Here is a 10,684-nt window from a genome sequence, read left to right on the forward strand (position 1 = left end):
CCCTAACCTTCAGGAAGGGGTCTTGGCTTTCGTGTTGCGCGCCCGCATCGCTTGCGAGAGCGCCGACTTCGGATCGCGCAGATCGCGCTGCCATGCGATCACTTCGTCCTTGAACCACAGCTTGCGGTGCGGGGTGATCGCTTCGCCTTGGGGGAATACCTTGTCGCGCTCCAGCCGAAAGAGCGTCGTCCGGCTGATGGGGATCAATGCCAGCACCTGCTCGGCGGTCAGCATCTCGCGGACCTGTTCGGGTTTGTCGCTCATCTCGGCGTCGCCGCCGAGACGCATGAAGGCGCGGTCCTCGGCCATGGTCACAGCCTCAGCAGCCGGTCGGCGATCTCGGAGACCGCATCCCCGATGCGGTTGGTTTCGTCGTGGACGCGCATGCAGGCGTCGATCTGCTCGTTGAGGGTCACCTTGGTGGCGGCCCCGCCGACCAGCACCTGCTGCTGCAGGGCGTCGAGCTGCTTCTTCAGCTCGGCGATGCGCTCGCAGACCTCGCTGACCACCTTGTCCACGAGGGCGTTGATGGCGTCGCGCTGCGGGGCCCCGTAGGCGGGCGGCTGCACCATCGGCTGCGGCTGCACCGGCAGCGGGCGCGCCCCGTGCAGGCGCGTCGCGCTGCGGTCGATCTCGTCGCGCAAGGCGGCGAGCCGGTCGCGTTCGTTGCTGTGTGTGAAAGATTGGCGGGCCGGCGCATCCATGACGAAATTCCCCTTGGCTCTGTTGAGAGCCGGGGAGGGTATCTCGTACTCAGTACGAAATGCAACGGTCGTCGAATTAAGCTCGAACGGCTTTCTTCAGCGTCTCGTAGGCCTTTTTCGCTGCCGCCAGTTCAGCTTCCTGCTTTGCGCGCGCCTCGATGCGCTGCTCAGCAGTTTTTAGCTTGGCTTTGAATTGCGGGGATAAGTGCTTGTCCAGTCCCCACCACAGCCACTCGGCCAGCGGTTCCTTCAGCTTCTCTCTGAGAAGGAAGGCGATTTCGCGCGGGATGGGGTAGCCGCGTTCGTAATTATTCCATCGCTTCATGTCGATGCCGATCTTGTCGGCAAAGTCTTGCTGGCTTCCAGACGAGACGACCTCCCGCAGTAGCTTGAGGCGCGCTTTGTACGCGTCCATCTCTTTCTCGAAACCTTTGATCTTCTTCATGCAATGGCTCCCCAGCCCTTCTCCTCGTCGGCATTCCTATAACTGGCATTAACATATGTTACTCAACCTACGCTAGGTTTTATCGCACTTAGCGCGAGGGCGCAATCAGTACGAACCGTTAGAACCGATCTAAGTTAGACCGCGCCGCAATTCTGCCTTCGTCCGCCTACTCGTATTCAGTTCGATATTAATCTTGCTTGCGGATTGAGAGCGATCATGCGCAGACTGAAGACCGCGAAGGCAGTGGTCGATCACCTCGGCGGTTTGCCGAAGGTGGCGATCCTGACGGATACCAACATCAACACCGCGAAGAACTGGCCCGGCCGCAAGAAGGCGTTTCCCGCCTCGACCTACGCCGTCATGCAGCGTGCGCTGCGGCGTCGGCGGGCGACTGCCAGTCCGTCCCTGTGGGGCATGCGCGGGCTGGAGTGACGCGCATGGGGATGAGCCTCGACCGCTGGAACATCGAGATGCGCCCGTCGCTCGATGAAATCCGCTGGCACGCCCACCGCATCATGCAGCACGTCCATGCGCTGCCGGTGCAGGCCGATTTCGAGACGCTTGCCGAAGGCGACATGGAGCTGTGCGAGCAGGCGCTCACGCAGGCGCTCGGCCGCGTCTCCCACGCCCTCAAGACGTACCGGAAGAAGCCCCATGACCGTTGAGCTGGTCCACAGCGTTCCGTCCGTCGAGATGGAGCAGCGCGTGCTGCGGCTGCAGCAGGACGCACGCCTGCTCAAGGACACCATGACCAAGAACCAGGCGCGCTCCGTGTTCCTGATCCTGCAGGACGCCCGCGACAATCTCTCGCGCGTGCTCGACCGCGCCGAGTGGGAGGGAGTGAAGAAGCGATGAACGAACGCGACGCCGACATGCTCCGCGCCGAGATCGCGCGCCTGCTGCAGCTCTATCCGGAGCTGGCCGGCGATGAGGTGCTGCGCGCCGACATGCTCGATGGCGAGACCCAGATGAGCGACGTGCTCACCCACCTGATCCGCGAGGGCGAGGACGCCAAGGCGATGAAGGGGGCGACCAAGACCCAGCAGGAGAATCTGAAGGCGCGCGCCCAGCGGTTCGAGCGGCGGCTGGAGTTCACGCGCGAGCTGATGCTGGCGATCTTGGACGCCGCGAACCTGCGCATGCTGGAGCTGCCGGAAGGCACGATCTTCCTCCGCAACAACTCGCAGCAGGTCGTCGGCGAGCCGGACGCGACCACGCTGCCGGACGACCTCGTCAAGATCGAGCGCAAGCCCGACCGCAAGGCGATCCTCGCCGCCCTGAAGGAGGGCCGCGAGCTGCCCGGCCTCGCGCTCTCCAATTCCCCGCCCTCCATTGTCGTGACGGTGAAGTGATGAGCAACGATTACAACCTTTATGGCGGCGAGCCGCCGCACCAGAAGCACAGCGAGACCAGCCGCGCCGCCGCGAGCAAGGCGCGGCGGCGCATCAACAATGCGCACCAGAAAATCCTGGCGTGGATGAGCGAGCACCCCGATGGCGGCTGCGACGAACGCGTCGCGGCTGCGATCTCGATGAACCAGAACACCTACCGGCCGCGCCGCTGCGAGCTGTTCCAGATGGGCTACGTCGTGGAGAGCGGTCGCAAGGAGCTGACGCAGTCCGGCAACGAGGCAGCGGTGTGGGTTCGTGTGTCGTCCCCTTTTCCGGCGGGAGTGAAGTGATGCTCAGTGAGGATCAGAAGACGCAGCTCAGCGCACCGCTCAACCGCTCCTACGTCAGGGAGCGCAAGCAGGGAGGCCGCCAGTTCTCTTACATCGAGGGCTGGCAGGTGATCGCCGAAGCGAACCGCATCTTCGGCTTCGACGGCTGGCAGCGTGAGACCATCTTCGCCACCGTCGTCGCCGATTACGAGCGCGAGATCGGGGAGAGCAAGGTGCCGGGGTTCGGCGTGACCTACGTCTGCAAGGTGCGCGTCACCGTGGGCGACATCGTGCGCGAGGGCTGCGGCTCCGGGCACGGCATCGACCGCGACCGTGGCCTCGCCCATGAGAGCGCGATCAAGGAGGCCGAGACCGACGCGATGAAGCGGGCGCTGATGACCTTCGGCAACCCGTTCGGGCTCGCGCTCTACGACAAGGAGCAGAGCAACGTCATCGACGAGAGCGAGCTGCGCCGGCGGCAAGCGCTCGCGCCCAAGCGGGCCGAGTTCATCGAGCACCTCAAGGCGACCATCGCCCACGAGTTCACCAGCCGCGAGAAGCTGGGTGAGTGGTGGAACAGCGAGGGGCAGAAGGCGGCCCGCCGCCGCTACGAGCTGAGCGAGGCCGAGATCGAGATGCTGAAGGCGCTGGTGATCGCGAAGGCCGAACAGCTCGGAGGCGCCCATGCTGCAGCGTCTTGATGCCTTCCAGCATCAGCCGATGTATTTCGGCGACGACAAGAAGCTGAAGCGCGGCGTGATCGTGCGCTGCCCCTGCGGCGCGACGGAGAAGCTGCCCAGCAACACGTTCGCGATGCCGGGCAATACCCAGCGCGACCAGTATGAGCTGGAGCTGCAGTTCGTGAAGCGGCGGCTGGTGCCGCGCGGCTGGTTCATCGGCCGCAGAAAGCGCGAGCACCGTTGCCCGAAGTGCAACGCAATCCGCACCACCACCAAGCAGGAAGTCTTGAAGGAGAGGATCGAACCCATGGCGAAGGAGATGCCGCTGCAGGTCGTCGCGAGCAACGCTAAGCCGGTTGATGTGCTGCCGCCCCGCGCCATGTCGCGCGAGGACCGGCGCATCATCTTCGAGAAGCTGAACGAGGTCTACGTCAACGACAAGGTGGGGTACTCCGCGAGCTGGACCGACGTGAAGGTGGCGGACGATCTCGGCGTGCCGCTGCAGTGGGTCAAGGTGATCCGCGACGAAAACTTCGGCGACGAGGTCGGCAACGAGGACATCCGCAAGACCCTCGGCGAGGCGAGGGAGGCGGTCGCCCTGGTCCGCGCTCTCGAACCCGACATCAAGAAGATGCTGGCGCTCGCCGACCGCATCGAGCGCGCTGTCGCCGATTGCGAGAAGGTGCTGCGCTGATGGACCTCGCTGATCTGGCACGGCGCAATGCGATTTCGCTGGAGGTCAAGAAGGACGGACTGACGCAGCGGCAGTCCGGCGACTGGCAGTTGCGCCTGACCATCGCGGCCATCGACATGGACAGCCGCATCACGCAGGCCGCGATGGGCACGCGCTTCGCCTGCGTGCTCGTCGAGGTCAACGACGACGAAAGCCCGGTCGATCACGCGCGCGAGGAGCGCGACAAGTGGCGCGCGCTGGGCCCGACGACGCAGGCGGGCATCCGCTGCAAGGAACCGACCTTCTGGGCTTACCTGCGCGAGGTGCGCCACTACAGCGACGTTCATGACGAGGCGCACGCCGCCGACTGCGTGCGCCACATCTGCGGCGTCGCGAGCCGCAGCGATCTCGGCAAGCCGGGCCGCACCGAAGAACGGCAGAAGTGGTACCGGCTCGATTACGACTATCAGGCGTGGAGGATGCGGGGAAATGGATGACAAGCAACGACTGCTCTTCGCGTTGGTGGGCGACCTGTTCCGCAGGCACGACGCGACGATGGCGGACGGTGTCGCCGTCCTGTCGGGCCTGCTGATCTACTCGGCGGTCGCCGGGAAGATCGACCGCGACGACCTGCTGAAGGTCGTCAACCTCGCGTGGGACGAGCTGGAGCCGGTCTACGCCGAGATGGTGGAGGATTTCGAGAAGCACGGCGTGCCGCGTGGCGAGGATTACCACGTCGAAATCTCGCCTGAGGTGCAGGCGCAGATGGACAAGAATCCCGAGATGAGGGCGGCGATCACCGAGATGATCGCGAATATGCGGCAGGCCTTCGACCGCGTCGCGACCGGCGAGTTCGGCAGCGTGGATGAGGCGATGGAGGCGACCGGCGCGGAGCGGGTCGAGCTGGAAGACCTGCCCACGGAGGTGCGCCGCAAGTTCGAGGCGCACCGACTCCGGAAGCTCGATGGCTGAGCGCGATCCTCGTCAGCGCGACGAGAAATACCTCGCCTACATCCGCACGCTGCCGTGCTGCATCTGCGGCGACAACACTGCGACCGAAGCCGCGCATCTACGCGTCGGCCTGATCTCTGCCAGCACGCCGAAGCGTGCGACCGGCATGGGTGAAAAGAGCAGCGACAAGTGGGCGCTGCCGCTCTGCTCGCGGCATCACCGCGAGCAGCACACGATGAACGAACTCGAGTTCTGGGTCAGCTACGGGATCAACCCGTTCGAGCTGGCGATCTCGCTCAGGAGGCTGACGTGAAGAAGCGTTACTCGATCTGGGTGCGCGAGATCGGCTCCGACCACGATGTCGAGCTGATGCAGTGCGACAGCAATCCGCAGGCGCTGAAGGCGGCTGCGTGGGGCAAGCGGATCAGCACCGCAGAGATCGGCAAGCTGTCCCGCAAGAAGCTGACGCAGTCGCGCTACGTGACGGTGCGCATCATCGACAACGAGACCGAGCAGGAAGTGCCGTGAAGCGTCGCTATCTCAACATCGAGATCGGTCCATATCTGCGCGACACGCAGAAGCTTAGCGCGATGCAGAGCGGAGCCTACCTGCATCTGTTGATGCATTACACAATCCACCGTTCGTTGCCGCACGAGGACGACACCGCCATGCGGATGATCGCGCGCTTGGACGCCCAGCAGTGGCGGCGCACCAAGCCGGTGCTCGCACAATTCTTCGACAAGAATTGGCACAACCCTCGCGCGGATCGCGACCTGATGAAACAGGAACGCATCTCGCTGCTGCGCGCCTTCGCCGGGCAGGCTGGCGGCAAGTCGAGCGGCATGAGCCGCCGCGCGCGCTCGCGGCTGGGCGATCACTGAAAAATATGTGGACAAGGCGTGATGCGAGATTGGCATCACCTTCGCAGCCGCACGCGAAGCGCGCCGCGCATCACGCGCGAGAGTCAACTTGTTGAAATCTCTCATCGCCGGCGAAGCAAACGCGAAGCAAACCTGAAGCAAACAGCGAAGCAATTGCTTCTAATCTAAAACTTAAACAACTAACACCTCCTTCTGGTCTGGCAGCGAAGGGCTTGCCGATGTGGAGATTGTGGCGCATAGCGCAGCACCTCACTCACATCGAGATCGCTGATGCAGCTGCCAATCGACGACGCTGGGCCCACCCAGGAGCGGCTCGCGAAGGCGGGCGAGTTCTTCCAGCTCGTCGGCCGCTCACGATCCTCCCGCCGCATCACCATGCTGGACGACCCGCTGGGGAAGGCGCTGGTGCGTCAGATCTTGTCCGCGCTCGAATATCAGGCGCTTCGCCGCTACGCGCTGCACTGGGCTGCGGCGGGCCTGCAGGGGCCGCTCAACAGTGTTGATCTCAACCGCATCTACAGCTTCGACCCGGCGGCCATGAGCGGGCTGGCGCGGACGGAGGCGCAGCTCGATCACAAGCGGACCTACTACGGCGCGAAGCAGGCGATTGGCTTCCGGCCCTCATTCGTGGCCGATCAGGTGGCGTGCTTCGGCAGGGGGCTGCAGGAGACCGGCGAGAGCCTCGGGATGCGGTCGCCGTACCGGGCGCGGCAGAAGGCCGCCGCGCTGCTGGCGGATGCGGGGCACCGCCTCAGCGTGTTCTTCGACGCCTTGCGTTGAGGGGCGAATTGAGGCACGCTTGTGCTATATTCCGAACTGCGCCGATTCATTGCAGGAAGAACGGGACCGCTAGCGCGCGGGTCTTATTATTTTTCAGAACCACGGCATGCCCCGCAGCACAAACCGAAACCTGCCCAGGTCCGCAGACCTGCGGGTCGTCAAAGAAGAACTGACGCCTGGCCGCAGGATTGTTGTTGCCGCTTCTGCGGGGCCCCGCCTTTGTGGGCGCAGGGGAACGATCCTGGGATGGGGAGTAACCGCCACTCAGGTCAAGGTGCTACTCGACGGCGCCAAGAGTTATCTGATCCTGCATGCGCGGTACGTTGATCTGCTCAAAGATTGATCTAGGCCGCCAGTCTGTACCATCTTGGAAAGCCGACATCACGTCGCCCTGAGGACCGCTAAGGTCACTAGCAGACTTGAGCCGAAGACCCTCGGGAGTAGCAGCTCTGGACTTGATCTATATCAAACGGGCGACCGGTGTTCACATCAGCCTGTTGATATGAAGACCGCTCGGCGTTCAAAAGTACGCAAGCGCAGCCCAGTTCGCAAAGCGAGCAGGTCCGAGGAGGTCATGCGGATGATTTCAGACTACGTGAAAGACCTGCGCAAATTGATGGATAAGCTTCGGCGCCGTTTAAACTGATCCTCTACACCTGTACCTTGGGACAATGTTCCTTAGTACAGGGGGCAATTACAGTCCAGAATGGGGGAATATCAATGAGAGTGCCATGTTTCTGCGCATCACAAGAAACACTAAGTCTTACCCTAATACTCTCGGCGAATTTGGTATAACGAGCCATTCAGATCCGTTCGTATGCCTGAACGAGATCACATATAAAAAGGGCTCGGAAATTTACGGTGAAAAGGAGCCTGCCGAATACGTCTATCAAGTTCAAAAGGGGGCCGTGCGAACATACAAATTGCTCTCAGATGGCCGACGCCAGATTGGGGCATTTCACCTAGTGGGAGATATTTTCGGTCTGGCTGATGATGTTGCACACCGGTTCACAGCCGAGGCGATCATCGAAACCACTCTGCGTTTGATCAAGCGTAGGACTTTAGATTCCGTAGCCGAGACCGATGCTATTGTAACACGCGAGCTCCTCAGCAGGACTACGCTCAATCTGAAGCATGCCGAGGACCATATGCTGCTCTTGGGCCGCAAGGACTCAGTCGAGAGGGTAGCCGCTTTTCTAGTTGAAATGGATCAACGCATTGATTCGCAAGTCATGGCTCTCCCGATGAGGCGACGGGATATTGCCGATTATCTTGGCCTTACACTCGAAACCGTATCGCGAGCCTTGTCTAAATTGCGACGCGCTGGACTGCTCGACTTCGTGGGCTCGACGCAGCGCGAAATCGTCATCTTGGACCGGGCAAGACTTCGCGCGGTTGATTTCCACCATCAATGAGTTGCCCGTCCGGTTCGGGTTCAAGGCGGCGGTCCGGGCGTTAGCGGCCGCGCGTCCGATCTGCTACGCAGGCGTCCATCAGCTCAGCTTTTTTCAGCTATGTGCCAGACGCGGATGTCAGGCGGCGAGCCCGCTCCGAGCCCTAGGGGCGGCGTACCTCGAAGTAGGTTTTTGCCTCCCGCTGAAAGCCTGCGGCCTCATACGTATCAGTGTTCGACCTCCGGCAGCTGATCAGGCGTCACCTTGGCTTGCACCATCAGGCGCACGAGGATGGCGATGTGCGTGGGCACGAGGCCGTAGGTCTCGGCGATCCACGAGCGCACCGTGCGCGGCGTCGAGGCGATGGCCCGCGCGAAGGCGGACTGGCGGTTCTCGCCGAAAATCTTGACGAGGGCGGCGTCCAGCTCCGCGCCGCTCATGGGCGCGTTGAGGGTCTTACGCTGCGGCATCGAGCTGCTCCTTCGGTCGCAGGCGGGCGATCAGCCGGATGACTTGAGCGGACTGCCACGAGGAGCCTTCCGCAGTGGTGATGCCGCGCGCATTGAGGTGCGCCGCGATCTGGCGCGACGACTGGCACATGATCGGCTCGACGACCTCGCGAAGGCTCTCGGCGAACGCGGCAGCGGCGGCGGCCTTGCTCTGGCCAGCGTTGGGCGCGCCCAGCTTGACGCCGCGCGCCTTGCAGGCCGCAAGCGCGGCCTTAGTGTTCGAGGCGATGCGGCGGCGCTCCTCTTCAACCAGGGCGGCGCGGATGTGGAGCATGAAGGGGTCGGCGTCCGGCATCTCGGTGACGAGGAAGGGGACGCGGTGCGCCATCAGGCCAGAGATGAAGTGAACGTCGCGGCCGAGACGGCACAGCTTGGAGACGACCACCGGCACGTTCTTGCCCAGCTCGCGGGCCTTGGCCAGCGCAGCGGCGAGCTGCGGGCGGCGCTCCAGCGCGTCGTGGCCCTTGCCGCTCTCTGTCTCGATGTACTCGGCGACGATCTCCAGACCCTCGGCCTGCGCGAAGCGATGCACGGCAGCCTGCTGCGCCTCAAGGCCAAGGCCGGAGCGGCCCTGCTTGCCAGTAGAGACGCGATAGTAAGCGACGATTTGCGAGAACATCATAATCAGGCCCTGCGGTTAGCTTTCTCCATATAGGCATTAAATGCCTATACGTCAAGGCCCGTTCGGTCGTGCAGGGAATTCGTCAGGTCAGCTCTTGAAGCGCTTGTGTGCAATCCCCTTTAGACCGTCCATGACGGTCTTGCCGCCCGCCATCGCGGCGGAAACGGCGATGGTGAAGTCGCCGGACGCCCCGGCCAGCTTGCAGACGAGCACAGTGGAAGTGAACAACGCGATGGTCACAGCTCGGCCGCAGATGGTTTCGCTGTTCTTATTCCAATACTCGCGCACGGCCTCCATCACGGACTTTACCGACTTGTTTGCCTGCCCTTCGCTGACTGCTCCCTTTTTGACTTGATCCGGCAAGTCGCGAATGACGATGAGCTGGTCCTTCAAGGTCGTCAGAGACTCGATCTCTTGTTGCCTCTGCGCCTTCCCCTCCGGCGAGTTCGGCCGCTCGCTGGTCAAGACATCAAGCCGGTCCTCGATCAGCAGCAAAGAGGTGGTTGCCGCTGTTTTAAGCTCGTCGGCGTTCAAGGCCAAAGCTCTGCCGACGGGCGTCCGCGCAGAGGGGCGCGGCTGCGGAAGCTCCCGTGGCCGGTAGCGACTTAGGCGCTCGACTTCCTCCCTCAGTTCAGCTCGGAACAGTATGCGGCAGCCGTACCTGTTCCTGCTTTCGTGGAGATCGTCACTCATCTCGCTAGAAACGAGCCACAGGTCTCTGACTGCGGTGCTGTTAACAAGCCGCGAGTTCAAGATGGCTTCGACATCGTCGATGGTTAGCAACGGGAGTGCAGTGACCAAAAGACGATACCCGGCTGCGTCAACCATCATCACATGGGTCGCTCCCTTGGTCGGGAAGAGGGGCTCAAATCCTGCGCTACGGAAAGTGTTCGCAACTTCTGCTTCGATTTCCGCCTTCTCCAGGTCAGCGCGATCTTTACGCGCAAGCTTGCGGATATCGGCCGTCCTGGGCCGCGCTGCCTTTCGCTCTCTCACCATTCTTCCCCCGGCCGGTCGCAAATCATCCAACAGCTGCGGCAGCAGCTGCCTGCACAGTCAGGGGTAGTGTGGAAATAAAAAGCACTTGGCGCAATAGGAGAAGCGAACGTGACGAACAGGCTGACCGTAGTCGTCGAGCAGGGTGAGCGCGGCCTTTGGTATGCGACCAGCCCGGATGAGAAGGGGCTGCTGGCCGTAGGTAAGACGCCCGCCCTAGCTGTGAAGCAGGCGAGCTGGGCGCTGCTCGATCTGGAGCGGGCGCGGAAGGTGCTGCCATGAGCCGGACGGTGCGACACCGGGACAAGCGGCGCTACTGGCGTAAGGCTTCGGGCACGAGCCGGAAGGCGCGGCATCGCCGCGACGTGGCTGAGGGCGTGCAGAGCGCG

21 protein-coding genes are annotated in these 10,684 nt (G+C 62.8%); 15 read left to right on the forward strand and 6 right to left on the reverse strand.

The window, feature by feature from the left end:
• Window positions 1–9: 9 nt before the first annotated feature.
• The 3 genes from AB7M16_RS37175 to AB7M16_RS37185 all read right to left on the reverse strand — a co-directional run bounded on the left by AB7M16_RS37175 (window position 10) and on the right by AB7M16_RS37185 (window position 1,149).
• On the reverse strand, window positions 10–309 hold the full coding sequence (locus AB7M16_RS37175; protein WP_453947082.1) for a helix-turn-helix transcriptional regulator: 300 nt from the start codon (window positions 307–309) through the stop codon (window positions 10–12).
• A gap of 2 nt (window positions 310–311) precedes the next feature.
• Complete coding sequence (locus AB7M16_RS37180) at window positions 312–704, reverse strand: hypothetical protein (RefSeq protein ID WP_453947083.1); 393 nt, start codon at window positions 702–704, stop codon at window positions 312–314.
• Window positions 705–780: 76 nt separating this feature from the next.
• A complete protein-coding gene (locus tag AB7M16_RS37185) occupies window positions 781–1,149 on the reverse strand; it encodes a hypothetical protein (protein WP_453947085.1) in 369 nt (122 codons plus the stop codon).
• Window positions 1,150–1,365: 216 nt separating this feature from the next.
• Here AB7M16_RS37185 and AB7M16_RS37190 point away from each other — a divergent pair, with 216 nt between their 5' ends.
• From AB7M16_RS37190 to AB7M16_RS37255, 14 genes are all read left to right on the forward strand, one after another.
• The gene (locus AB7M16_RS37190; protein WP_453947086.1) at window positions 1,366–1,581 is read left to right on the forward strand and encodes a hypothetical protein; all 216 of its coding nucleotides are present in this window, start codon (window positions 1,366–1,368) and stop codon (window positions 1,579–1,581) included.
• Between the two features lie 5 nt (window positions 1,582–1,586).
• The gene (locus tag AB7M16_RS37195) at window positions 1,587–1,814 is read left to right on the forward strand and encodes a hypothetical protein (RefSeq protein WP_453947087.1); all 228 of its coding nucleotides are present in this window, start codon (window positions 1,587–1,589) and stop codon (window positions 1,812–1,814) included.
• A complete protein-coding gene (locus AB7M16_RS37200) occupies window positions 1,804–2,004 on the forward strand; it encodes a hypothetical protein (RefSeq protein WP_453947088.1) in 201 nt (66 codons plus the stop codon). Before AB7M16_RS37195 ends, AB7M16_RS37200 begins: the two co-directional genes overlap by 11 nt.
• Window positions 2,001–2,501: a siphovirus Gp157 family protein gene (locus tag AB7M16_RS37205; protein ID WP_453947089.1), complete on the forward strand. Its 501-nt coding sequence runs from the start codon at window positions 2,001–2,003 to the stop codon at window positions 2,499–2,501. The genes AB7M16_RS37200 and AB7M16_RS37205 overlap by 4 nt, the downstream gene beginning before the upstream one ends.
• Window positions 2,501–2,830, forward strand: coding sequence for a hypothetical protein (locus AB7M16_RS37210; protein WP_453947090.1), 330 nt, complete (start codon window positions 2,501–2,503; stop codon window positions 2,828–2,830). Before AB7M16_RS37205 ends, AB7M16_RS37210 begins: the two co-directional genes overlap by 1 nt.
• A complete protein-coding gene (locus AB7M16_RS37215) occupies window positions 2,830–3,510 on the forward strand; it encodes an RAD52 family DNA repair protein (protein ID WP_453947091.1) in 681 nt (226 codons plus the stop codon). Before AB7M16_RS37210 ends, AB7M16_RS37215 begins: the two co-directional genes overlap by 1 nt.
• Entirely contained in the window at window positions 3,494–4,183 is a 690-nt protein-coding gene (locus AB7M16_RS37220; protein WP_453947092.1) for a hypothetical protein, read from the forward strand. The genes AB7M16_RS37215 and AB7M16_RS37220 overlap by 17 nt, the downstream gene beginning before the upstream one ends.
• On the forward strand, window positions 4,183–4,659 hold the full coding sequence (locus AB7M16_RS37225) for a hypothetical protein (protein WP_453947094.1): 477 nt from the start codon (window positions 4,183–4,185) through the stop codon (window positions 4,657–4,659). The genes AB7M16_RS37220 and AB7M16_RS37225 overlap by 1 nt, the downstream gene beginning before the upstream one ends.
• On the forward strand, window positions 4,652–5,134 hold the full coding sequence (locus AB7M16_RS37230) for a hypothetical protein (protein WP_453947095.1): 483 nt from the start codon (window positions 4,652–4,654) through the stop codon (window positions 5,132–5,134). The genes AB7M16_RS37225 and AB7M16_RS37230 overlap by 8 nt, the downstream gene beginning before the upstream one ends.
• Entirely contained in the window at window positions 5,127–5,426 is a 300-nt protein-coding gene (locus tag AB7M16_RS37235) for a DUF968 domain-containing protein (protein WP_453947097.1), read from the forward strand. The genes AB7M16_RS37230 and AB7M16_RS37235 overlap by 8 nt, the downstream gene beginning before the upstream one ends.
• Window positions 5,423–5,641 (forward strand): hypothetical protein, encoded by a 219-nt coding sequence (locus tag AB7M16_RS37240; RefSeq protein ID WP_453947098.1) that lies wholly within the window; start codon window positions 5,423–5,425, stop codon window positions 5,639–5,641. Before AB7M16_RS37235 ends, AB7M16_RS37240 begins: the two co-directional genes overlap by 4 nt.
• Entirely contained in the window at window positions 5,638–5,994 is a 357-nt protein-coding gene (locus AB7M16_RS37245) for a DUF1376 domain-containing protein (RefSeq protein ID WP_453947099.1), read from the forward strand. Before AB7M16_RS37240 ends, AB7M16_RS37245 begins: the two co-directional genes overlap by 4 nt.
• Window positions 5,995–6,264: 270 nt before the next feature.
• A complete protein-coding gene (locus AB7M16_RS37250) occupies window positions 6,265–6,774 on the forward strand; it encodes a hypothetical protein (RefSeq protein WP_453947100.1) in 510 nt (169 codons plus the stop codon).
• A 731-nt stretch (window positions 6,775–7,505) separates the two neighbouring features.
• Window positions 7,506–8,189, forward strand: a complete 684-nt coding sequence (locus AB7M16_RS37255) for a helix-turn-helix domain-containing protein (RefSeq protein ID WP_453947101.1) — start codon at window positions 7,506–7,508, stop codon at window positions 8,187–8,189.
• A gap of 206 nt (window positions 8,190–8,395) precedes the next feature.
• On the opposite strand, the gene AB7M16_RS37260 is transcribed toward AB7M16_RS37255, so the two are convergent.
• From AB7M16_RS37260 to AB7M16_RS37270, 3 genes are all read right to left on the reverse strand, one after another.
• On the reverse strand, window positions 8,396–8,638 hold the full coding sequence (locus AB7M16_RS37260) for a hypothetical protein (RefSeq protein WP_453947102.1): 243 nt from the start codon (window positions 8,636–8,638) through the stop codon (window positions 8,396–8,398).
• Window positions 8,625–9,299 carry a recombinase family protein gene (locus AB7M16_RS37265; protein WP_453947103.1) on the reverse strand — a complete coding sequence of 225 codons (675 nt, stop codon included), beginning with the start codon at window positions 9,297–9,299 and terminating at the stop codon, window positions 8,625–8,627. The genes AB7M16_RS37260 and AB7M16_RS37265 overlap by 14 nt, the downstream gene beginning before the upstream one ends.
• An 87-nt stretch (window positions 9,300–9,386) precedes the next feature.
• Entirely contained in the window at window positions 9,387–10,298 is a 912-nt protein-coding gene (locus AB7M16_RS37270; RefSeq protein ID WP_453947104.1) for a hypothetical protein, read from the reverse strand.
• A 108-nt stretch (window positions 10,299–10,406) separates the two neighbouring features.
• On the opposite strand from AB7M16_RS37270, the gene AB7M16_RS37275 reads away from it, so the two are divergent.
• On the forward strand, window positions 10,407–10,577 hold the full coding sequence (locus AB7M16_RS37275) for a hypothetical protein (RefSeq protein WP_453947105.1): 171 nt from the start codon (window positions 10,407–10,409) through the stop codon (window positions 10,575–10,577).
• Window positions 10,578–10,684: the final 107 nt, after the last annotated feature.

The sequence above is a fragment of the Bradyrhizobium sp. USDA 372 genome (genome assembly GCF_053629095.1).